15 protein-coding genes are annotated in these 23,252 nt (G+C 43.4%); 8 read left to right on the forward strand and 7 right to left on the reverse strand.

Features of this window, described 5'->3' with window-relative positions:
• Positions 1 to 4: 4 nt before the first annotated feature.
• The 3 genes from A3GI_RS10320 to A3GI_RS0102505 all read right to left on the reverse strand — a co-directional run bounded on the left by A3GI_RS10320 (position 5) and on the right by A3GI_RS0102505 (position 3,579).
• Entirely contained in the window at positions 5 to 1,849 is a 1,845-nt protein-coding gene (locus A3GI_RS10320; protein ID WP_018359896.1) for an Ig-like domain-containing protein, read from the reverse strand.
• 306 nt (positions 1,850 to 2,155) lie between these two features.
• Complete coding sequence (locus tag A3GI_RS0102495) at positions 2,156 to 2,671, reverse strand: isoprenylcysteine carboxyl methyltransferase family protein (RefSeq protein WP_018359897.1); 516 nt, start codon at positions 2,669 to 2,671, stop codon at positions 2,156 to 2,158.
• Between the two features lie 251 nt (positions 2,672 to 2,922).
• Complete coding sequence (locus tag A3GI_RS0102505; RefSeq protein WP_018359899.1) at positions 2,923 to 3,579, reverse strand: class I SAM-dependent methyltransferase; 657 nt, start codon at positions 3,577 to 3,579, stop codon at positions 2,923 to 2,925.
• Positions 3,580 to 3,899: 320 nt separating this feature from the next.
• On the opposite strand from A3GI_RS0102505, the gene A3GI_RS0102510 reads away from it, so the two are divergent.
• The gene (locus A3GI_RS0102510; protein ID WP_018359900.1) at positions 3,900 to 7,904 is read left to right on the forward strand and encodes a glycoside hydrolase family 2 TIM barrel-domain containing protein; all 4,005 of its coding nucleotides are present in this window, start codon (positions 3,900 to 3,902) and stop codon (positions 7,902 to 7,904) included.
• Positions 7,905 to 7,990: 86 nt separating this feature from the next.
• Here A3GI_RS0102510 and A3GI_RS0102515 read toward each other — a convergent pair whose 3' ends face one another.
• The 3 genes from A3GI_RS0102515 to A3GI_RS0102530 all read right to left on the reverse strand — a co-directional run bounded on the left by A3GI_RS0102515 (position 7,991) and on the right by A3GI_RS0102530 (position 12,628).
• The gene (locus A3GI_RS0102515; protein WP_018359901.1) at positions 7,991 to 8,419 is read right to left on the reverse strand and encodes a BT0820 family HAD-type phosphatase; all 429 of its coding nucleotides are present in this window, start codon (positions 8,417 to 8,419) and stop codon (positions 7,991 to 7,993) included.
• Between the two features lie 168 nt (positions 8,420 to 8,587).
• Positions 8,588 to 10,894 (reverse strand): inorganic phosphate transporter, encoded by a 2,307-nt coding sequence (locus A3GI_RS0102520; protein ID WP_018359902.1) that lies wholly within the window; start codon positions 10,892 to 10,894, stop codon positions 8,588 to 8,590.
• A gap of 912 nt (positions 10,895 to 11,806) precedes the next feature.
• Complete coding sequence (locus A3GI_RS0102530; RefSeq protein WP_018359903.1) at positions 11,807 to 12,628, reverse strand: hypothetical protein; 822 nt, start codon at positions 12,626 to 12,628, stop codon at positions 11,807 to 11,809.
• A gap of 878 nt (positions 12,629 to 13,506) precedes the next feature.
• On the opposite strand from A3GI_RS0102530, the gene A3GI_RS0102540 reads away from it, so the two are divergent.
• The 5 genes from A3GI_RS0102540 to A3GI_RS0102560 all read left to right on the forward strand — a co-directional run bounded on the left by A3GI_RS0102540 (position 13,507) and on the right by A3GI_RS0102560 (position 19,724).
• A complete protein-coding gene (locus A3GI_RS0102540) occupies positions 13,507 to 14,895 on the forward strand; it encodes a DUF6242 domain-containing protein (protein WP_018359905.1) in 1,389 nt (462 codons plus the stop codon).
• Positions 14,896 to 14,948: 53 nt separating this feature from the next.
• The gene (locus A3GI_RS0102545; RefSeq protein WP_018359906.1) at positions 14,949 to 15,680 is read left to right on the forward strand and encodes an isoprenyl transferase; all 732 of its coding nucleotides are present in this window, start codon (positions 14,949 to 14,951) and stop codon (positions 15,678 to 15,680) included.
• A 71-nt stretch (positions 15,681 to 15,751) separates the two neighbouring features.
• A complete protein-coding gene (gene bamA / locus A3GI_RS0102550; RefSeq protein WP_018359907.1) occupies positions 15,752 to 18,487 on the forward strand; it encodes an outer membrane protein assembly factor BamA in 2,736 nt (911 codons plus the stop codon).
• Between the two features lie 101 nt (positions 18,488 to 18,588).
• Positions 18,589 to 19,101 (forward strand): OmpH family outer membrane protein, encoded by a 513-nt coding sequence (locus A3GI_RS0102555; protein ID WP_018359908.1) that lies wholly within the window; start codon positions 18,589 to 18,591, stop codon positions 19,099 to 19,101.
• A 125-nt stretch (positions 19,102 to 19,226) separates the two neighbouring features.
• Entirely contained in the window at positions 19,227 to 19,724 is a 498-nt protein-coding gene (locus A3GI_RS0102560; RefSeq protein WP_018359909.1) for an OmpH family outer membrane protein, read from the forward strand.
• Positions 19,725 to 19,852: 128 nt separating this feature from the next.
• On the opposite strand, the gene pth is transcribed toward A3GI_RS0102560, so the two are convergent.
• Complete coding sequence (gene pth / locus A3GI_RS0102565; RefSeq protein ID WP_018359910.1) at positions 19,853 to 20,416, reverse strand: aminoacyl-tRNA hydrolase; 564 nt, start codon at positions 20,414 to 20,416, stop codon at positions 19,853 to 19,855.
• Between the two features lie 143 nt (positions 20,417 to 20,559).
• Here pth and A3GI_RS0102570 point away from each other — a divergent pair, with 143 nt between their 5' ends.
• Positions 20,560 to 21,228, forward strand: a complete 669-nt coding sequence (locus A3GI_RS0102570) for a MarR family winged helix-turn-helix transcriptional regulator (RefSeq protein ID WP_018359911.1) — start codon at positions 20,560 to 20,562, stop codon at positions 21,226 to 21,228.
• Positions 21,229 to 21,354: 126 nt separating this feature from the next.
• Positions 21,355 to 23,223 carry a methylmalonyl-CoA mutase small subunit gene (mutA, locus tag A3GI_RS0102580; protein ID WP_018359913.1) on the forward strand — a complete coding sequence of 623 codons (1,869 nt, stop codon included), beginning with the start codon at positions 21,355 to 21,357 and terminating at the stop codon, positions 23,221 to 23,223.
• Positions 23,224 to 23,252 lie beyond the last annotated feature (29 nt).

Consider the following 23,252-nt stretch of genomic DNA (forward strand, 5'->3'; position numbering starts at 1 on the left):
ATTATTATTGGCGGGGAAGGGTTGTAAGATTTTGATAAACAGGTTCCGTATAGAAACCATGATCTTCATCATATCCCACAAGTATTATATAATATTTGGTATTTGGTTTCTTATTACGACCAAAATAATATCGATCAATCTCTGTATCTCCTCTTAGGATGATGCTTGATTGTTTATTTTGTTTATCTCCACTCATGCAGATAAACAGCATATATTTTATTGGATCCTGGCCGTTAACCAATTTGCCTTCTTTCTTGAGATTTTGATAAGATTCCACAAAACGAGCACGTTGCATGGTTATATAATATCCATCTTTATTGGTGGTCGTAACTTTACCGGTAAAACCATCGGAGAAAATTTCGGAGATTTCCAGTTTTATTTGGTTATCTGATTTGACCTTGGGTAGAGTTTTAAAGGAATACGTTTTGATATCGGTTGTCATAACACCTTCGGAATCCAGGCCGTAACAATAGAGTATATATTCCGTATCGTCAAATGTTATACCAGAATATTCGTCCAATTGAAGCGAAATAGAGCCTTTTTTCAGTTCTTTTCTCATGGCCTCTTTCCATTGATCTGCACCTTGTGCTTTCCAGAAGGCCATGTCAAAATCACTGATTTTCTTGATTTCAGGATCTTGCAGTGTATAATCGTATCTGGCTTTGGACATTCCGTAGCAATAGTAGGTCATGTCATCATTGGGAGGGGTGAATGATATTGTAGCAGCAGCCGGTTTAATGTTTGTAACTTCGATCTTAAAGTTTTCCACCGAAATTTTATTCTGAACGAGAACCTCACAGGATGCTGTTTTTCCTCCGGCTGAGGCTGTAATCGTTGTCTTTCCGGCAGACAAGGCCGTCAATTGCCCGAACTCACTTACAATAGCAACCTTTTCGTTGCTTGACTTCCATTCCAGATCCGCAAGAGCATCTTCCGGAATTACATTTGCTGCCAGAACTTGTGTTTGCTCCACAATCAATTTAAGGTTGGCAGGGGCAATCTCGATTTGTTTTACAGCGTAGTCTTTTTTTACAACCTGAACTTTACAAACGGCAGCATGCTCTCCTGCCACAGCCTTAATCTCTGCCGTACCCGGGGCTATCGCATTGATTCGACCGTTAAGAACCGTAGCTGTTTTTTCATCGGAAGAGGTCCATGTAATAACGACATCATCAGGTCTATCGGCTTTAACCTCGGCTTCAACAAGCTTTACATCACCGACCTCCATTTTAAGTTCTTTGGGAGAAATGGTCAATTCGTCCACTTTTGCATCTCCCAATTTGACATGAAGAATACAAGTGGCAGATTTTGTGCCGGAAACGACTTTGATTTCAGTTTTACCGACACTCAATGCTTTTATTTCACCATCTGCGACTGTCGCTACTGACTCGTCACTTGACGACCAGACCGGTCTGTCTGTGGCATCAACCGGTACAAGCGTATAATCAAGGTTTAATTTTCCTCCGATTATAATCTTAAGTTCATCATGATTGAAGGTTATAGATTGGGTCGGGATCTTTTTCTCGACTACTTGAACAATGCAAGAAGCTGTTTTGCCTCCACTTTTTGCAAAAATGATTGTTTTTCCCTGCTTCTTGGCCTTAATATTTCCTTCTGAAACTTCCGCTATATTTTTATCGTCTGTAGACCATTCAACCGTCTGATCCGATGCGTTAACCGGCAGAATATCTACTTTAATGGTAGCAGACTCTCCTTTAACTAAAGTAACAGTTCGATTGCTGAGTTTTACAGCTTCGACGGGAATGTCCGGATCGGATTTGGGACTACAGGCAATAAAAACCCATGTAAAAAGAAAGAGCAAGGATAAAGAATTTAATTTGCTTTTCATTTGGTTAATTTTTGTGGTTATTGATTATTAAGGTATCGATACGGTCGCAAATATATACAAAAAAATATACTGCGTGCGGAAAGCGTTACAAAATATCGTGTAGATGATGCTTTTTCTTGCTTTTATTATAGCTCATCCTGTTTTTACCGGAATTGAAGTCAGATTCAAATTTCCATTTTATTCCTTGAGATCTCTTGCTGTAATAATATAATATTGACGGCAACAAAAAACACCCTCTGAAAATTAAATTCCAAAGGGCGATCCTTTTTTAGTTTTCTTCAATTTGAAATAAATATATCTGCTTCTTTAGTTATCCCAAAGATGTTTCATTGCCTTTTCCTCCTGCCGGATACGTATTGCAAGGAAACAGAGATATACCGGCAATCCGAAAGCCAGCGTATACCGGGCATTGCAAAACAGGGCTAATCCGATCAACTCGGGAATAACATTCAAGTAGTAATTCGGGTGCCTTACTTTCCGAAAGAGAAAACTCTTCTCGATACGCTGATCGGGAACAATATAAAGCTTGACTGTCCAGATGTCACGAAGTTTATAAATAACATAAAACAACATGATATATGCAAATCCCATGACTACTACTCCCCATGCAGAGATAAAATTAAACTCTGCTCCGGAAGAATAAGATTCATATAATGCTGAAAAATAATAAACAATGTGTGCTAATGTCAAGAAAAGCGAGTTAAGTTTGCCATGCTGTACAGCTCCTTTTTGCAAGAGTGATTTCTCGTTGTGAATGGAGTAAAAAAGAGAGAGCAATCTCAAAGCAAAAAAGAAAATAAAGATGGTTACGATGGTTTGCATTTGTAATTCTTAAAGTCTATTCTGTTATAATCAAGTTTCGTTTGTCACTTCTTTGCACATGTACCGGTTGCATTTCCATAAAGCAGGGTTTCTGAATCTTTTTTCTCCATCATCCATGATTCCCGGCATAAACATATCCCGTTTACACCTTGTACAATCGTAACCCTTTCGTCGTCGATCAAATTTGTAACACTCATATTCTTTTATTTTTGGTTAATAATTATTCTTTACAAATCATTCCACTGCTGTTTTCAGGGTTTTGTACATTTGAATGTGAGTATAGACCGGAAATTTGTTGCTTCCACATTGGATCCGAAGAGTGAAACAAGTTTTTCACAGGCCTTTTTTTTCGTATAATGGGGAGCCAGGAATAAACCTTTCCTGTCCAATACATTTCGGACAATCCGGTCTCCGATACGGTTTTCTCCTTTTACATAGAAGCATCCGCAAAATAATCCTCCGGTTTTTAATACACGGAATACTTCTGCAAATGCCTGTTCTTTGTCGGGAAAAGCTTGAAACCCGTTCATCGAAAGAACGGCATCGAAACAGTTGTCTTCAAATGGAAGATTACCCGCATCACCGCGGATAAGGGTTAAATTCTTCAAGCCGCCTTCCCTCGCTCTCCTTTCTGCAATCTCCAACATTTCCGGAGAATAATCGAGTCCCGTAATTTCTGCATTTTGCATACGAAGATATTTCTCTGCAGTGAAAACCGCCGTACCTACAGGTAAATCGAGTATTGTTCCTTGAAATTCATCCGGTATCATATCCAGAACGATACGAGCGATTTTATTATCGTCTACTCTCCAAAATATGTGCATATAAATCCACGACCACCAGGTTTGCGCAGTCAGTACATCGTCGTAGCGATTCGTCAATTCGGTGTAGGCGTTTTTCTGCTCCATTCTCTTCGTATGAATTTGAATCGTGAAATGATGCGAAATACAGTATCGTAAAAGTATCCGCAGTACACATCGACATTTTTCGGCATAAACTTCTACTTTTACAAAAGTAAAGGCTTTTGTAAACACACAAAATCCCTATAAGTGAGTATTCGAGGATGAACCGGTAATCTTTCTATGGTATTTTCTGGAATTTGTATGACGATGATCTTCTGAAAATCGAAGAAGAGAAGTTGCGAAAATAAGCTTTTTAGCATGTCTGTCGGTCTCTTGCACTATCTTTGAATAGAATACAAATAAAACCAATCCTAATAATATCGATTATGCTTCGCCTGTTACTTCTCTTTTTTTTAACCGGAATAACTTTGCATGCGGGAGAACCATTGAAAGGTTTCAGATATGCTCGGGAAAAACAACCGACAGGGCACGAATGGGAATCTCCGGAGGAATTGTCGCTGAACAAAGAACAGCCTCGGGCATATTTCTTTTCTTTCCCGAACAAAGAAGCGGCTCTTAATGTATTGCCCGAAGCCTCCGATTTCGTATCGAGTCTGAATGGTAATTGGAAATTCAAATGGGTTCCCGTACCGGAAGAAACGCCGGCAAATTTTCAAGATCCCGATTTTGACGACAGCTTTTGGGACGATGTGCGTGTACCGCTTAGCTGGAATATCTATGGTATTCAGCCCGACGGTACTCAAAAATACGGCGTACCCATCTACGTGAATCAGCCTGTTATCTTTTACCACGAAATAAAGGAGGGTGACTGGAAAAAAGGCGTTATGCGAACTCCGCCTGCAGACTGGACGGTTTATAAACATCGTAACGAGGTCGGCTCTTTCAGACGTCTTTTCGAAATCCCGGCAGAGTGGAAAGGAAAAGAGGTTTTCATCAATTTCGATGGCGTGGATTCTTTCTTTTACCTTTGGGTTAACGGATCGTATGTGGGATTCTCGAAGAACTCGCGCAATGCAGCCCGCTTTCGTATAACTCCTTATCTCAAGAATGGTGCGAATACTCTGGCCGTGCAGGTTTACCGTAATTCGGACGGTTCTTTTTTGGAAGCTCAGGATATGTTTCGCCTGCCGGGTATTTACCGGTCGGTCTATTTGACGGCTGTGCCTGCCATACATATTGCCGACCTCGTTGCAATACCCGATTTGGATGCACAGTATAAAAACGGCGTATTGAATGTCGAATGCCTTATCAAGAATGAAAAAGGGAAATATGCCGGGAAAGGTATGCAGGTAAAGTTTTCTCTTTATGAAAACAAACTTTATTCCGACGAAATCGTCTCCGATGTGCTTGTCCGGCAGACGGCAGCAATCATTCCCGACAGTGGTTCACAATCCTGTGGTTCGGCAAGAGTGCAATTACATCTGAACGAACCTGAACTGTGGAGTGCCGAGCACCCCGGCCGTTACACACTCATTGCGGAACTGACGGATAAAAAAGGTCGCACCGTAGAAACTGTTTCTATCCATACGGCATTCAGAAAAGTAGAGATCAAAGACACCTCGGCTTCTGAAGATGAATTCGGATTGAGCGGACGTTATTTCTATATCAATGGGAAAACCGTTAAACTGAAAGGTGTGAACCGGCATGAAACTAATCCGGAAACAGGAAAAGTGATTTCACGCGAACAAATGCAACGGGAAATTATGCTGATGAAGCGGGCGAACATAAACCATGTGCGTAATTCACACTATCCCGATGATCCGTACTGGTATTATCTGTGTGATAAATACGGTATCTATTTGGAGGACGAAGCCAATATCGAAAGCCATCAATATTATTACGGCAAAGCATCGCTATCCCATCCGGTCGAGTGGCGTAATGCCCATGTAGCCAGAGTGATGGAAATGGTGCATAGCACGGTCAACCGACCCAGTGTAGTGATCTGGTCTTTGGGCAACGAGGCAGGACCCGGTGATAATTTCAAGGCTGCCTATCAGGCCGTTAAAGCATTCGATCGCAGCAGACCTGTTCAATACGAAAGAAACAATTCGATTGTGGACATGGGTTCCAACCAGTATCCGAGTATTGCGTGGGTCAATGAAGCCGTCAAAGGGGCCTACGACATCAAGTATCCGTTCCACATCTCGGAATATGCCCACTCCATGGGTAATGCCTGCGGAAATCTGAAAGATTACTGGCAGGCTATCGAGTCGACGAACTTTTTCTGCGGTGCCGCCATTTGGGACTGGGTAGATCAGGCGATGTACAACTACACGCCCGAAGGAGTAAAATATCAGGCATACGGGGGAAACTTCGGAGATTATCCAAATGACGGGCAGTTTGTCATGAATGGAATCATGTTTGCAGACCTTAAGCCCAAACCTCAGTATTTTGAAGTGAAAAAAGTCTACCAGTATGCGGCGTTCGGTCTTGTCGGAGCGGCTGAGATTGAAGTTTTCAATAAGAACTATTTCATAAATCTCGACGATTATGTGCTGGCATGGCAGATTCTGAAAAACGGAAAAATTGTGGAAGAAGGAACTTCTTCTGTAAACGGTATCGAAGCACGCAAACGTGCCCTTGTCACATTGCCTGTAAATACGGCAGCTTATCGGGAATCCGATGCCGAATATCTTCTGAATGTCGGTTTGAAACTGAAAGAAGACAAACCGTGGGCAGAGCAGGGTTATATACAGGCCGAGGAGCAGTTCATACTCAATAAACCGTCTTTAATGCCTCCGTTACGAAGAGAGATGCCGAAATCCAATTCGTTGACTTCTATGCAAAACGAAAATCTGCTGACGGTGAAAGGCGAGGGGTTTGAGGTGGATTTCGATTTGAAAAAAGGAACAATCGACCGGCTTTCTTATCGAAACAAACCGGTTATCGCTTCGGGTAACGGGCCTCGTTTGGAGCCTTTCAGAGCTTTCACCAATAACGATAATTGGATTTATGCCAACTGGTTTGCATTGGGTTTGCACAACCTGCAACACCGTGTCACCGGCTTTACTTCGGAAACGCTGAAAGACGGGTCCGTTATGCTCTCTTTTACCGTGGTGAGTCAGGCTCCTTACGAATCGGAAATCAAAGGAGGCACCTCATCGGGGAAAAACATGATTAATGATCTTAAGGATAAACCTTTTACTTTGGATAATTTCCATTTCAATACGCATCAGGTTTGGGTTATCGCTCCGGACGGGACAATCTATTTTAATGCAGCAATCAACAGCAATGAAAGCAGTGTTATCCTGCCGAGGCTGGGTTATGTAGTCAAAGTGTCGAACCGTTTTGACCGGTTTAATTATTATGGCAGAGGTCCGATGGGAAATTATCCGGACAGGAAAGCAGGTTCTCCGATCGGTTTATACAGTTCTACGGTAGACGAACAAATGGTACCTTTTCCGAAACCGCAGGACTGCGCCAATCATGAGGCGGTAAGATGGCTTTCACTAACCGACAGTGCCGGTGATGGCATTGAAATCATGGCCGCAGACTCCATGTCTGCACAGATATTGCCTTACTCGGCTTTGGATATGACCCTGTGCGGCAATTTACATAATCTCAAAAAGAGCGATGTAAACTACCTGCATTTAGACTGTGCCGTAACCGGGCTTGGAGGTAACAGTTGCGGGCAGGGCAGCCCCTTGAAACCCGACCGTGTCTATGGCGAAAGCCGTCGCTTTGGTTTTATTCTGAAGCCTCTTTCAAAGAAAGAAGTTGAGCCGGAGTTCGGTATCAACTCCCGTCTCACTCCCATTTCAATCGAACAGGATGCTATCGGCAGCATAACTCTGGCAGGAACTTACGGCCCTCTGATGTATAAACTGAATAACGATAAAGCTCATCTGTATACACAGTCTTTCGATTTCAGAAAAGGCGGTCAGATTGAAGTGTGGTATAAAGACCTCCCTCAAATAAAGCGGATTATCCGGCTTAAGCCCGTGGATAAGATAAAAACCGCAGTTGTCAAATCCAGCAGTGAAGAATCCGGTTTTGGAGATGCAACCCACCTTACCGACGGAGAGAATACCACGATGTGGCACTCCGTCTACTCTGTTACCGTAGCCAAGTATCCCCATTGGGTGGTTTTCGACGCGGGTGAGGAGAGACTGCTTAAAGGTATGACCTACCTGCCCCGTCAGGATGGCAGCAATACCGGTGATATCAAAGAGTACGAAGTTTACCTGAGCAGCGATGGCGAACATTGGGATAAGCCTGTGGCAAAAGGAGTATTCGACAACAGTAAAAATGAGAAACGGGTTTCTTTTACCGGTAAGAAAAAGGCTCGCTACATCAAGTTCGTGGCACTGAGCGAACAGAATGGCAGAGACTATGCCAGCGGAGCCGAAATGACCATACTTTCCGATTGAAAGAGGAGGAAACAGTGTATCAGCAGACAAAAACGACCGCAAAAAGTTTTCAAAGCCTTTTGCGGTCGTTCTCGGTTAAAACAGTACTAAAACAATTTGCCGAAGAGACTTTTTTTCTTCTTTTTTCTGTCGTTTTCGTACCCGATGTTGTTTTGTTGAAAAGGAGAGAGAGGCTTTCCGCTTCGGATCATGGTATAAATAGTTCCCCAGTCGGGAATACCTCCGATATTGCGGTCATCGATGAATAAATCGGCTTTCAATTTTCTTGAAAAACCTTTAACGCCCTTGACCTCTTCGGGATAATCCTGATTGACGGCATAGAATGTAACTCCTCTTTCCGCACACCAGTCCAGAGCCTCTTGGAGGAGGGCGCCCTCTCGTACAGTCCACAGGATTAATCGGTGCCTGTCTGCAATCAGCATTTTTAAGGTCTCTGTGGCAAAGGGAATCTCATTTCCTATTTTAGGATACTTATGCTCTACAATAGTGCCGTCGAAATCCACTGCAATTATCATAATGTTTTATCTTTTTTCCGCCGCAAAGATACAAAAATGCCGGTATGTCGCTTATGGTAAATCTTTTGCCTGCCAATGGCGAACGTGCGGAGTGCCGGTAACGTATCTTTTGAATAAAAACTGCGGGAGCATACCTTGAAACACTCCCGCAGCACTTTTTATACGAAGTCAAAACTTAGGATTTGTCAACAGATACTCTTCTCCTTCGTCGTCTGTCACTGTATCTTCTTCCAAAACCTCTTCTTCGATAAAGCGGTTTGTATACTTCAGCATATTATCCAAAGAGTTGACAAGCTCTTGAGACTCTTGCAGCACATTCAGATAGACCAGAGAAACTTTCAGGCTCTCATCCGATTGCTGTATCCGTCCGATTTGTCTTCTTCTAAGCGTATGTAGCCGCTTATTCAAATCCCTGCATCTTCTTTTTACCGGCTCCAGATTGTCTATCTGATTTTCCAGTAAGAGGTCTCGAGCTGTAGACAGCAAGTCCAGAATCTCATCCCGGATAGGAGTAAATTCGTTGATACACTCTTCTGAAAGAGGATTGAAGTTATTGTCTACGTGATCTTTGCATGGCTCCGCCATACGTCTCAGACAGTAAACCAGATGTTGTGCATGGTTGCTGCTGAGGTGGAACCACGTATTTTTCTCTATCAGGGTTATTTTCTCCACCCGTCTCATGCCGGCAGCTTCTTTTCGTCTGACAACTTTGATCTGGTCGCGCCTGTTTCTTGATTTCCGAACAGCTTTCCTTAGCGGCTTGATGTCGTCATTCATAAAACCGGTAGTGATCTGAGTGTAATTTTTACCGGCAAATTTCAATAGATTGGCTTGATTGACTCTGATGTGTTCGCACAATAAACTCCAGATTTCGTCTTTATCCTTGCTGGCCATCATCTTGGTGAAGATTTCATCCTGTTTTTCTTTGGCCTTACGTTTCTTATAGCGTCTGTTGCTGCTCACCAGTGCCACAACGGCCAATACGATCATAAGCACCATGGCCACCACACCGCCCAGCTTCATGGCTCCGGCCACCAGAAAAGCCAAAACGAAAGCCGCTCCTGCTGTTACAAACCAACCGCCGATAACGCTGATCACTCCGGTGATGCGAAATACGGCACTCTCCCTTGTCCATGCACGGTCTGCCAGCGAAGTACCCATGGCCACCATGAATGTTACGTAGGTCGTGGAGAGGGGCAGTTTCAAAGAAGTACCCAGTGCGATCAATAAACCGGCAAGTACCAGATTGATGGAAGCCCGCACCAGATCGAATGCCGCTCCGTTTTCCAATATGGCTTCGTCTTTTTTGAAACGCCTGTCTATCCAGTGAGCAACCGGTTTCGGGGTTATTTGAGCGAATGTGTTTGCCACCGACATGGAAAAACGAACCAGAGATCGGGCAATGGTAGAGGAGCCGAACATCTCTTCACCTTCGTCCTGCCTGGCCAGATCTACAGATGTCTTGACTACATTCTGCGCTTTCCTCGAAGTCATCAATACGATCATCATGATTGCTCCCGCACCGATCAGGAAAAGTAACGGTGTCTTGGCAGGTTGCATCAGAGAGGTCATTAAGAAGGTATTGAACTCGCCGTTGCCGTTTGCCATATAATCCTGAAAAGAAGAAAAACCAGCCAGCGGCACACCGATAAAGTTTACAAGGTCGTTACCGGCGAAAGCCATTGACAGCGCCAATGTGCCGAGCAGAACGATAACCTTGAAAACGTTGATTCGCAAAGCGTGGAGAATTTGCATCAGTAAGGAAAATCCCACGAAAGAATACAGAATTAGCGAAACGGTATGCGCGTTGATCCAGGCATAAGCCTCCGGGGTCATGAAAGTGGCACTCTTCAATCCTTTGATAAGCATGAAGTAAATAATCGATGTTACCGCAATTCCCCCGAAAATACCGATAAACCACTTCATGTTTTTCTTGTAGTTGAAAGAAAAAATGATGCGGGTAAGATACTGTACAAAAGCACCGAAGAAAAAGGCAATGGCCACAGACATGAAGATGCTGATGATGACCTGCAAAGCCTTTTCGGTGTTAAGCAGTTCCTGAAAGCCTAAACCGTTTGCCGGGTCGAGTTTTGTAAGGGCAACAAGAAATGAGGCCCCCAGTAATTCGAAAATCAAAGAGACAGTGGTCGAGGTGGGCATGCCGAGCGAGTTGAAAATATCCAGAAGAACGACATCGGTCACCATTACGGCCAGAAAAATAATCATGACCTCATTAAAATAGTAGTGCTCCGGCATGAAGATACCGCTTCGTGCTATTTCCATCATGCCATTGCTCAGCATGGCTCCGGAAAGTACGCCGATACCTGCAACGAATAAAATGGCTTTGAAGGAAGTAGCTTTAGACCCGATTGCAGGCTGCAAGAAGTTCACTGCATCATTACTTACACCGACAACAAGATCGAAGGTTGCTAATAAGAAAAGGAAAACAACAATGATAATGTATACAACATCCATATTTGTTATGTTTTTAATTTACAGTTTCCGTTTTGTATCATAAAAATCAACGGATCTGCTCCAATCTATTTACAAATATAGAACGAAATAAAAAATCGATCGTAAACTTTGATAAAATGTTGACATATTCATTTGATTCGTAATGTTATCGGTTTTTCCCGTTTTTCTTATTGAGAGGTTGATTGTCGTGTTATCATGTGAATTCGGTATAAGAGCGTGTCCCGGATTATTGCAGTTTTTTGATGTGTAAGCCGATTCTCTTAAAGGCGCATTTTGCTTATGCTATGTTATGAAAAAACGCTTGACTGCTGAAAATTCTTCAGGCAATGGCTAAAAATTCTTAGCTATCTTGATTTTTGGCTTGCGAAATATCTTGTTGAGAAATAGAGTGTTACCGTTTATTGTTGGATAGGTAGGTAATGATTTAGAAATGAGCGGAGTGCTTTGAGGCACACTGTTTTGAATAGCCAAAGAATGCTCACTATTATCACTTGCAAAGGTACTCGCTTTATATTCAGGAGGTCATAGACCTCGTCCGTAATCCGATGCCGAGAGCTATAGAAACGCTGAAAGGCGTGTAGCGAGATGTAAGAAAGGTTCTCGGCAAGGGGAGCCCAAGAGGGGTCTTTCTTTTGAATCAAGTTGGAACTATGACTGAAGAAGTAGGCAACCCGTTGCAGGACCCGAATGGCTTTCCGTTCGTGTTCTCCCAATTGAGGAACGGCAATAATCTCTCCCGTAAGCAATGCCTCCCCACAGAGCTCGGAGAGTTTCTTGCCTGTCCGCTCTGCCCGCTTTTGTATCCTTGTTTTAGTAGGAAGCTGCACAAGTCAAGTACCGAATAAAACAGGGAGAGACCATCAGGAATTCGTCCTGACAGTCTCTCCCTGTTTGTTTGTGCTTCCTGCGTTTTTAGAACAATCGTATCGAAACACCTATGTTGAGCATGGGAAGTATCTGTGTCAAATAGACTGCCTTCTGTGCATCTTCGGAAAAGTCAATCAGCAAGTTCGGGTCACCCTTTATCACATTGGGGGACGAGATCTGTGCTTTTCCGGAGAAAAGCACTCCGAGATCCGCGAAGAAAGATACCCTCGATACGGGAACAGCAAATCCGTAGCCGATGCCGATATAAGGCTGTACGGTCCTACCCAAATGTACCGATGCTTCCACCTCTGCCGTCGATGAGGGTTGAATGCTCACCTTGTCCGCCGGATTGTTTTTGTCCTTGATCGTGATGACAGGCATGTTGTTCGGATTGAGCGTACTCTGATCGTTCATGATGGATTGTCCTGTCTTTTGATTGATCAGCTGTACCCTGGCATTGATTTGCGGACGGTTGAAGTACAAACCGGCTGTTACGCGGAAAGCGTTCTTGAACGGATGGTAATCAGCCAATACATGGCCGGAAAAAGAGGATACTTTCAAATTCCCTCTGATCCCGGGTGTATAGCCCAATGCCGACTGATATGCCTCCAATTCTTGGGGATCATCCGGCACAAACACTTTGTTGTTGATAATGGCAATGGAGGGTATGAAGGCGAAGCCTGCACGAGCCGTCAGTTCGGGCATGAAGCGCGCGCTCCCCTCTATTTTGACGCCGTTCAATACGCCTACCGAAACGGTTGTTCCATAATGGATCTTTCCATCATGAAGGTTGTTGTTGTCTTGAGCAATAGCCGGCAGGGCGAACAATAGAGCCAAAACGCCAAACAATAAATTCTTCTTTCTCATAACACTTGGATTATTGATAAATGTAACTGATGACTTATTCGACTGACGAAAAAAAAACTGACGTGTACTGAAAAAAGTTGATACTCGGGGTGGTTAAGTTTGTGATTAAATTTACACTGTTTTTTCTAAAACCCATTTCAGGTTGACACTCTTTTTCGCGTTTGAGTCTGGTTTTGAGCAAACGATTCTCTTGACGCAAATGTTCTGATTCTTCTCTTTCTTGAGCGTTAAATCGCTCTTGGGGAACGGCGGAGGTTTTCATCGGATCCTGAGGAATTTTATCTTCAAAACCGAATTTACGAAGCCAATCGTTTAGACATAATTACTGCTTTTTTTAACCGCCTCGAGTGTTAACTTTTTTCAGTACACGTTGACGTCAAAGTGTGCGCTGAAAAATTCTCTGCCTGACGGTTCAAAATTCTTCAGGCAAAGAAAAAAAATCCAAGTTAACTTCGTTGAAAATCCGTAGCGCTAAGAATTTTGAACCGTCAGGCAGAGAATTTTCGTTTCTTTAAGATGTTGATTTTGAGAGAGCTATTTGTTTTGTCTGTTTGATGTTGAAAGGATGGGCTATGCCGGGGAGGTGAGTAGGGAGCAATAAACGAACGCTTTGCAGCGTATAATAATTAAATATGGTGTCCGTCTCTTTTTTTTGTTTTTCAAAGAAAGAGACGGTATCCGGTTTGTGCATGTTTATGACTGTTAGCTTAGCAGTGGAAAATCAGGTAGACAGGTATGACGAAACGTGTAAAAGCAGAGTACGATATGGTTATGCGGCTGTTGTATGATGATGAGTCTGATATTTCTTGCTAAATTTGCCAATTGATAAAATTGATTTTTATTGTAAACACAGGTTATTACATCTTGAAAAAGTATATATGAATCATTCTCGTAATATCGGACTTCTGTTTATTCTCGGAGTCTTTGCTTTAGTGTTTCTTCCGGGCTGCAATAAAGAACACGGATTTGAGGATATTGAGCTTGGGGGGGTGCAGATTGGACATCTGAGACTTAAGAATAAGAAAATCCCTGAATTGGAAAAAGTTTTCTTTTCGATTAACCAGAAAACAGGAGAGATATACAATGCCATCCCGATCAGTTTTTACACGAAAATGGACTCCGTGGCCATTTCTTTGGAATTGTTTGAAAAGGCTTTTGCTGAAATTGCAAAAGAAAATACCAATGAGTATAAAAGGCTTCGAAACGATGGCAAAGACTCTATCTGGCTGGGAGGAACCGATCGGGTTTTTAATCTGAGAGTCTCTATGCCGGGTGTTGATGAGAGAAAGGAATACCGGTTAAAGATAAACCAATATCAATACGACCCGCAGACTTTGTTGTGGAAAAGGCTGTTTGAAAGCGGAATGCCTGAAACATCGGGGGACTATCATACGGTAATAAATTTCAAAGAACAACTTCTCTATTACCTGTCCACGGACCGGACGAAACTGTTTGTGGCCGATTATAAAGAACCGGGAAAATGGCAACAGCGGCCATTGCAGGGATTTACAGGTGTTATGTGTCAGGTTTCGGAGATGCAGGGTAGTTTCTTCGCCGTAAATACGGATGGCAAACTGTTTAAGTCCAACGATGGTGTTGCTTGGGAAAATGTAGCTCTCGATACCCGCATTGTGGCATTGCTGGGTGTATTGAATACGGCCGGAAAGTCTGTGGGAGTACCGGCTATGCTGGTGAATGCTACGCCTGAAGAACTTTCGGCTTACAAGAAAACAGATCCGGCAGCCAAATATACGTTCGTCACCCTTGAAGGAGGTGCGATCCGCAGGCATAGCGTAGCCCCGTCCGTATTCCCTGTTCGCTCTTTTTCTTCGATCAATATAAAGACTTACAACACCGAGTCCATTCGTTTGGTCGGTGGTATGGCCGATAAGCCTTCTTCGGCTGTCTGGTATACGACTAATGGTATGGACTGGCTTTTGCAAAGTGCAAACTCTGAAATTTCACCCTCTGTGTATAAAGGAAGTTTGCTCTTGCACAAGAAAACCTTATATTATTACAGTTATAAAAAAGACGATGGTGGTTTGACCGTAGACTTTTCTACCGATTTCGGCCAAACGTGGCAAAAAGGTGTGGATGCCGTGATGCTTCCGAACGCGGAAAATTATGGCGTGCGCACAAAAAACATCGTGGCATTCAAGACGACCAATGATCATGCACACATTTACCTTATGGGAGGCTATAATAAGACTGCCGGTAAACAGGAGCGTGATCTTTGGCAGGGTACACTGAAGTTGGATGTGAAATAAGCGGTTTCTCCATTATTTAGTTGATTTCTCGATAAAACAGACTTTCTGATATTATGCAAGAAATAAAAGCTCCGCATCACATCGCCATCATAATGGATGGTAATGGCCGGTGGGCTAAAAAACAAAATAAACCCCGTTATGAGGGGCATGCCGCCGGAGCCGATGCCTTGCGTCATGTGTTGAAAGCTGCAGCCGATTGTGGGGTGAAGATGCTTACCGTATATGCTTTCAGTACAGAAAACTGGAGTCGCCCCGATGATGAAGTCTGTGCTTTGATGGAGCTGCTGGGGCATTATCTGGTGGCCGAGCGCGAACAGTTGAAGAAAGATGGTGTGAGGTTTGAAACCATAGGCGATGAGTCTCGCCTTTCTCCGAATATTCAGCAAAGTCTGGCCGGTCTGAAAGAAGCGACGGCGCAGAATAAGCGTATAACGCTGGTTGTTGCCTTGAATTATTCGGGCAGGCAGGAATTGGTTAGGATGGTGCGCCGTCTTGCCGAAAAAGCTTTGCAGGGCGAAATCAATCCCGCAGAAATCGATGAAGCAGTCATTGAAAACGAACTTTATACAAGCCGTTATCCCGAACCCGATCTGCTGATAAGAACAGGCGGAGAGCAACGCATCAGTAATTTCCTGTTGTGGCAGATCAGTTATTCGGAGCTTTATTTTACAGAAGTTTTTTGGCCGGATTTCGGACCTGACGATCTGTTGAAAGCCATTGAAGAATATAATTGCCGGGAAAGACGTTTTGGTAAAACAAGCGAACAGATTGCACAAGAACAATAATTAACAGCAAATAAAGTCATCGAATAGAGACGAACTGATATATGTATAGAAAAAAACTTGTTTCCTTAGCTATGGCAGTTCTCTGCTTGGGTGTCTTCCATCAGGCGAAGGCTCAAAACGGAGACTTGGAGGCGGCTGCGAAAAAGACTTTGGCAGCCGACAGCATTGTGATCAATCCGAAAGACGGCCCCATAACTTATGCCCCGTCTTTGGACTATATGCACCCGACGATGAAAACAGTGGCGGGCATTGTGATTACCGGAGCTAAAAACTTTGATAGCTATGTGCTGGAGAGCCTCTCGGGTATCTCTGTGGGGGATAAAATAGAAATTCCGGGTAATGCCTTGACGAATGCCGTGAATCAGTTTATGAAGCAAGGATATTTCTCAAATGCCAGAGTGGTGGTTTTGGCTTATCAGGGCGATAAGGTCTGGTTGGAAATCGGTCTGACCCAACGGCCGCGTATCGAATCCGTCACTTATACGGGTATTTCCGGTTCGCAACGTTCGGATTTGGAAAATCGGGTGGGTCTGCGTAAGGGTATGCAGATTTCGCCGAATATCATCGATAAGACGGAACAACTGATCAAGAAATATTACGATGAAAAGGGCTATCGTAATATGACGATGAAAATCAAGCAGATACCCAGTGAAAAGCAGGAGGACTATGTTAAACTGGAAATTCATATTGAAAAGAGTAAGAAAACGAAAATCGACAATATTTTCTTCAGTGGCAATACGGCGTTGAGCGATAATCGTTTGAGAGGTGCCATGAAGAAGACCAATGAAGGCTTCTCTTTGTCGAGAGGGCGTTTCCTGTCGAGTATCAAAGAGATTTTCAGCGCAAAAAAAATGGTGGATAAAGAATATAAAAACGACCTCGAAAACATTATCAAAAAATATCAGGAATATGGTTACCGGGATGCCGAAATTGTTTCGGACAGTATCGTGCCTTCCGGCAAACCCAACCATATCAATATCTATATAAATATAGACGAAGGGAAGAAATATCATATCAAAGACATTCGCTTTGTGGGAAATACCAGATACAACGGCGAATTGTTGCAGCGTTTGCTGGGCATCAAACCGGGGGATGTGTACAACCAGAAAAAACTGACAGATCGCCTTTATTCCGATGAAGATGCTGTGGGTAACCTTTACTATAATAACGGCTACATCTTCACGAATATGGACCCGGTGGAAACGAATGTCAAGAATGACTCCGTTTCTCTTGAAATTCGTATCAACGAAGGTAAGCAGGCTACCATCAACAAGGTGATTATCAATGGTAACAATCTGGTGTATGAGGATGTGGTGCGCCGTGAGTTGCTTACCAAGCCCGGTATGCTTTTCAGTAAGGAGGATTTGATGAACTCTTACCGCCTGATTAACCAGTTGGGGCACTTCGATGGCGAAAAATCAATTCCGAACCCCGTTCCCAATCCTGAAAACGGAACGGTGGATATCGAATATAATCTGGTGCCCCGGAGCAGTGATCAGTTGGAGCTTTCTATCGGTTGGAGCCAAACCGGTTTGGTGGGACGTGTGGGGGTAAAGTTTACTAACTTTTCCATGCGCAATCTCTTTAGACCATCCATGTATAAGGGCATCATACCGCAGGGCGACGGACAGACACTTTCGCTTAGCGGTCAGACCAATGGTAAATATTACAGCCAGTTTAGTTTTTCTTTTTCCGACCCATGGTTCGGAGGCAAGAGACCTAATTTTTTCAGTGTCAGCGCTTTCGTTTCACACATGTCGGATATAGACACGAAGTATTACAACAATGCAATAGGTGACTTCTATTATCCTAATGGCGGTTACGGCTATGGTGGCTATGGCTATGGCTACGGTGGTTATGGCTACGGTTACCCCGGAGGTTATAATCCGTATCAAAATATGGGTGGGCTGTATGAGAACTCATTTGACCCCGACAAGTCTTTGACGATGATCGGCGTTTCACTGGGATATGGAAAGAGATTGAACTGGCCGGACAACTGGTTCCAGTTTTATGCATCGCTCAATTATACCCGCTATGTGTTGAAAAATTGGACGCCGCGCACTTTTGATGATTTCCATAACGGATCTGCCAATGACCTTAACCTGGAGCTGAGACTGACACGTAACTCTATCGACAACCCTATCTTTACCCGCAGAGGTTCGGAGTTTATGGTCTCGGTTTCGGCTACTCCTCCGTACTCTCTGTTTGACAAGAAAGATTACAGCAACCCTAACCTTACGGATGGAGAGCGGTATAATCTGATCGAATATGTAAAATGGAAGTATTCGGGGAAGATTTTTGTTCCTCTGGCCAATCCGGCTACTGTAACCCGTACGCCTGTTATGATGGCCCGTGTCGAAGGGGGTATCATAACCAGTTATGATAAGTATAAGCGTTCTCCTTTCGGACGGTATTATATGGGTGGCGATATGATGGCCGGCTATACGGGCAGCTATACGAGCGAAACCATCGGTTTGCGAGGCTATAAGAATGGTTCCATCGCCGGGGTTAATTACAACTATGCCAACTCTTATATGAAAATGTCCATGGAGTTACGCTATCCGTTATTGTTCCAGGGGCAGACCAATATCTGGGCTTTGGCTTTTGTCGAAGCCGGTAATGCCTGGTTCAATCTGGATGACTATAATCCGTTCGATCTCAGACGTTCTGCCGGGGTCGGTGTGCGTATCACACTGCCTATGGTGGGCTTGGTGGGTATCGACTGGGCGTATGGATTCGACAGACCCAATCCGTTTGGCGAAAGGGGTGGAAGCAATATCCACTTTGTATTGGGACGGGATATCTAAACGAAAAACGAGCTCGGTTCAGGGGGTAAAAGTAAACTTTATACCCCGATCATAATCTATATAGATAAACAGAAACATTAACCAATCAAAAATAAAGAGAGATGAAAAAGATATTATTGACGATAGCCGTTGTGTTGTTTGCTTCATGGGCAGCGTCGGCTCAGAGCTATGCTTTGGTGGATATGGAATATATTATGAAGAATATTCCGGCATATCAACAGGCAAATAAAGAACTTGAAAAAATGTCCAAGCAATATCAGGCCGAACTGGATGCCCTGCAGAAGCAATCCGAAGAGATGTACAAAAGCTATCAGTTGAATAAAGCCAAATTGTCTGCTGCTCAAAAGAAAGGTCAGGAAGATGCTATCGTAGCTAAGGATAAAGAGTTGTATGAACTGCGTATGAAATATTTCGGTCCGGAAGGAGAATTGGAAAAGAAGCGCAATTCATATATGAACGGTGTTGAGGATGCTGTATGGAAAGTGTTGAAATCTATTGCCACGGATAATGGTCTGGCTTTGATCTTCGATCGATCCTCTTCCAAAATCGTTTATGCAGATCCGGGTATGGATATCAGTAATTCTGTACTTTCTAAATTGGGAATAAAGAAATAGCCGTTATTAAGAAGAAACAATAAAAATAATTCGTTTGCGTTTTACTGAAAGAATACTTTAGTATCTTTGTGCCCGATTCGTTTGGATGGTAAATATCAACGCAAATAACTTTAATAAATAGATTTATGAAGAAAATGTTTTTGGCTTTACTTTTGTTATTGCCAATCGGCCTGATGGCTCAGCAGAAAATCGGTATTGTTAACACACAAGAAGTGATGGCCGGTATGCCTGAAGTGAAAGTTGCCAATGATAAAATGAACGATTTGGCAAAAAAATACGATACCGATCTGAACGGAATGCGTGATGAGTATAACAAGAAAGTAGAAGCATTTGCCAAAGAGCAGGAAGGTTTGGTGGAAAATATCCGCTTGCGTCGTCAACAGGAATTGCAAGATATTCAAACCCGTATTCAGCAATCTTATCAGGTTATGCAGGAAGATCTGCAAAAACAGCAACAGCAGTTGCTGCAGCCTATTCAGGTGAAGATACAGGGTGCAATTAAAAAAGTTGCTGATGCTGAAAACTGCACTTATGTCATGGAGTCTGCAATGATGTTGTATGCCGGCAATGCGGCTATAGACTTGACTGAAAAAGTAAAAGCATCGTTAGGTATAAAAAAGTAAGCCATTGGTTCGAACGAAATAAAAGCAAGGGTTCTATAAAATGATTTTATGGAACCCTTGTTTGTTGTATGGTTGAGAAGCTTTCTGCAGGAGCGGAAGAAGTTGAAAACCGTATGTGCGATGAGAGTTTACTTTTTATTGAACTGATTCATCGTTCTTTCGATACCCTGAAGGCAGAAGCTGTGTACAATATTTACCACCGTTTCGAGTATCTCGGGCAAACGTTCCTCTTCTTCTACGGGAAAGCGGCTCAAAACGAATGCCACCTGTCTTCCTTTTGGAAAATCATTGCCGATTCCGAATCTCAGGCGTGCATATTTTTGAGTTCCTGTAATCTCTGCTATGTTTTTAAGCCCGTTATGCCCTGCGTCGCTACCATTTCCTTTAAGTCTGAGAGCTCCGAAAGGCAAGGCCAGATCATCCACGAGTATCAGTATCTGTTCGATGCCGATGTTTTCTTTTTTCATCCAGTATCTTACCGCTTCTCCGCTTAGATTCATATAAGTAGAGGGCTTTAGGAGAATCAATTCTGCATTCTTGACCCGGCATCTTGCAATGGCCCCGTAGCGTTCCTCCTTAAATGTTGCATTTGATTTTTGAGCTACGGCATTAACCATCCTGAAACCTATGTTATGACGAGTGCCCAGATATTCTTCACCGATGTTGCCCAATCCGACTATCAAGTATTTCATCGTTCAATGTTTATTCAGAAATAATTATGGATGCAAAGATAGGACTAATCGCACAATACTTAATTATTTAACAAATTGTGAACAGATATTGTGATTAAGGGGAATAATGGTACATTTACGGACGAATAAAAGAAGATTGCTTTATGAAATCCAAAGAGCTTATTGTGGCATTACTGGATTATGTTGAACTTTTTGAGAGAACGGTACAGCATGCCGATGAGTTTAATGTCGACGGTTTTTTAGCTTTTATGAACGGCATCGTGCAGAGAAAGCAACGAACGGTTCGTTTTGAAGATAAGAACACGGAAGATCTTTGTGATGCCGGCATTGCAAAAGATATTTCCATGCTTCATCGTTATTCGCGTACCTATATGAAAAAGGCTTTGGCCGCTTCTGCGTATTTGCAGACAGAAGACGAATATACTTATTTGGTAACTTTACTGTCGGAAGACGGATTGACCAAAACCGAGCTGAATAACAGGAATTGTATGGAAAAGACCTCCGGTTCGGAAATTATCCGGCGTCTCAAAAAATACGGACTTATCGAGGAGGAGCCGGATATGAATGATAAACGGAGTGTGCGTGTGTTCATCACTCCGAAAGGACGAAAGGAGTTGATATCTGTATTTCCCGTACTTCGTTTGAGTGCGAATGCTCTGTCGGCACCGCTTCTGTACGAACAGAAAGATTCTTTAAGGCAGATGCTGAGATTGCTTTGTACGGCCCACGGGTCTGTATTTACGCGTCGGAATGAGCTGGACCTCGAACAGATTTATAATGTGTTGCACAAACAGCGACAGTATCGGGAATGATCGTTATGATAACGGGTTTTACTTCTTTTCTGTTTACATATTTGTTGTTTTTGGTATCTTTGCATTACGGAAATTATTCCGTTATTTTATTTGCTCTGATTTTTCTAATCACTAAAATATATTGTTATGGCTAATGAGAAAGAACGGTTGTTCTCTGCTTTCCCGGCTGTTTCTACCGAGGCTTGGGTGGCTAAAATTACAGCCGATCTAAAAGGGGTGCCTTTTGAAAAGAAAATGACCTGGCACACCAATGAAGGCTTCGATGTAAAAGCTTTTTATCGTAGAGAAAACCTGAAAGATCTTAAAACGCCCAAAGTTATGCCGGCAGAGTATCCGTACGTTCGCTCAACCCGTATGGATAATGAGTGGCTGGTTCGTCAGGATATAGAGGTGGAAGACCTGAAAGAGGCTAATAAAAAGGCCTTGGATATTCTGAATAAGGGTATTACTTCTTTGGGTTTTAAGATTAAACGTGCTCATGTGAATGCGGAGAGTATAGCAACGCTGCTTGCCGGTATTTGTCCGGAAGCGGTGGAGCTGAACTTCTCTTGCTGTCATGGCGTGATGGAAGCATTCGTACCCCTTTTGGTCGAATACTTCAAGAAGAGCGGTGCCAACCTCAGCGAGTGTCGTGGCTCTGTCAATTATGATGCATTCAAGAAGCCTTTGCAGAAAGGCCGCAGTAATGCCAACTGGGTGGAGATGGCCAAAAATCTTATGGATGCCATCAAGCCGCTCCCTCAATACCGTATTCTAAATGTCAATGCTTACATATTGAATAATGCAGGAGCTTTCATTACGCAGGAGCTGGGTTATGCTTTGGCCTGGGGCGCCGAGTTTGTGGATAAACTGACCGATGCCGGATTGTCTGTGAAGGAAATCGCTTCTCGTATAAAGTTCAACTTCGGTGTCGGTGCCAACTATTTTATGGAGTTGGCCAAATTCCGTGCTGCCCGCTGGTTATGGGCCGAGATTATCGGCGCTTATGGCGATGAGTATAAGAATGAAACTGCAAAGATTCATCAGCATGCCCGTACATCGGAGTGGAACCAGACGATTTTCGACTCTTATGTAAATATGCTTCGCTCTCAAACGGAAGTTATGTCCGCATCGTTGGCAGGGGTCGATTCCATTACCGTAGTACCTTTCGATAAACCTTATAAAGAACCGGACGATTTCTCTGAGCGTATTGCACGTAATCAGCAATTACTGTTGAAAGAAGAAAGTCACTTCGACAAAGTGATAGACCCGGGGGCCGGCTCCTATTATATTGAGGAACTGACGAGCAGCATCGCCACGCAGGCATGGTCTGTTTTCCTGAATGTGATAGATGAAGGCGGTTTTACCGTTGCTGCGGAGGCCGGTTCCGTACAGAAGGTTATCAATACATCCAATAGCAAAAGACATCAGGCCATCGGTACCCGTAAAGAAGTTTTGCTGGGGACGAATCAATTCCCCAATTTCACGGAAGCTGCAGGCAACAAGATTCAAAAACCTTTAGAAGAGAAATCATGTTGTGGCAGCGGGCACGATTGCAGCGGTAATATCGAGAAGTTGAACTTCAGCCGCGGTGCTTCCGATTTTGAAGAACTTCGTCTGGCTACCGAGCATAGTGGCAAGCAACCTAAAGTCTTTATGCTCACTATCGGTAATCTGGCTATGCGTTTGGCGCGTTCTCAATTCTCCGGTAACTTCTTTGCATGTGCCGGTTATAAAATCATAGATAATTTAGGTTTTGAATCCGTACAGGCCGGTGTGGATGCCGCCATGGAAGCCAAAGCCGATGTTATCGTTCTCTGCTCAAGTGATGATGAATACGAACAATATGGTCCCGAAGCATTCGATTGTATTAACAATCGCGTTCCTTTGGTGATTGCCGGAAATCCTGCCTGCACGGAGCAATTGCAGGAAAAAGGCATTAAATACTTCTGTCATGTGCGTTCGAACGTACTTGAGATGCTTCGCGAGTTTAACAAAATTCTCGGTGTAAAATAAGTTTCCGTATTGATAATCAAAAGCAAGAG

Origin of the sequence: Porphyromonas macacae DSM 20710 = JCM 13914, from assembly GCF_000379945.1 — a bacterium.
GTDB lineage: Bacteria > Bacteroidota > Bacteroidia > Bacteroidales > Porphyromonadaceae > Porphyromonas > Porphyromonas macacae.

Bases quoted from the DNA above. Each gene is read 5' to 3' on its own strand.
- A3GI_RS10320 (WP_018359896.1), bottom strand. From the start codon at position 1,849: ATGAAAAGCAAATTAAATTCTTTATCCTTGCTCTTTCTTTTTACATGG.
- A3GI_RS0102495 (WP_018359897.1), bottom strand. From the start codon at position 2,671: ATGCAAACCATCGTAACCATCTTTATTTTCTTTTTTGCTTTGAGATTG.
- A3GI_RS0102505 (WP_018359899.1), bottom strand. From the start codon at position 3,579: ATGGAGCAGAAAAACGCCTACACCGAATTGACGAATCGCTACGACGAT.
- A3GI_RS0102510 (WP_018359900.1), top strand. From the start codon at position 3,900: ATGCTTCGCCTGTTACTTCTCTTTTTTTTAACCGGAATAACTTTGCAT.
- A3GI_RS0102515 (WP_018359901.1), bottom strand. From the start codon at position 8,419: ATGATAATTGCAGTGGATTTCGACGGCACTATTGTAGAGCATAAGTAT.
- A3GI_RS0102520 (WP_018359902.1), bottom strand. From the start codon at position 10,894: ATGGATGTTGTATACATTATCATTGTTGTTTTCCTTTTCTTATTAGCA.
- A3GI_RS0102530 (WP_018359903.1), bottom strand. From the start codon at position 12,628: ATGAGAAAGAAGAATTTATTGTTTGGCGTTTTGGCTCTATTGTTCGCC.
- A3GI_RS0102540 (WP_018359905.1), top strand. From the start codon at position 13,507: ATGAATCATTCTCGTAATATCGGACTTCTGTTTATTCTCGGAGTCTTT.
- A3GI_RS0102545 (WP_018359906.1), top strand. From the start codon at position 14,949: ATGCAAGAAATAAAAGCTCCGCATCACATCGCCATCATAATGGATGGT.
- bamA (WP_018359907.1), top strand. From the start codon at position 15,752: ATGGCAGTTCTCTGCTTGGGTGTCTTCCATCAGGCGAAGGCTCAAAAC.
- A3GI_RS0102555 (WP_018359908.1), top strand. From the start codon at position 18,589: ATGAAAAAGATATTATTGACGATAGCCGTTGTGTTGTTTGCTTCATGG.
- A3GI_RS0102560 (WP_018359909.1), top strand. From the start codon at position 19,227: ATGAAGAAAATGTTTTTGGCTTTACTTTTGTTATTGCCAATCGGCCTG.
- pth (WP_018359910.1), bottom strand. From the start codon at position 20,416: ATGAAATACTTGATAGTCGGATTGGGCAACATCGGTGAAGAATATCTG.
- A3GI_RS0102570 (WP_018359911.1), top strand. From the start codon at position 20,560: ATGAAATCCAAAGAGCTTATTGTGGCATTACTGGATTATGTTGAACTT.
- mutA (WP_018359913.1), top strand. From the start codon at position 21,355: ATGGCTAATGAGAAAGAACGGTTGTTCTCTGCTTTCCCGGCTGTTTCT.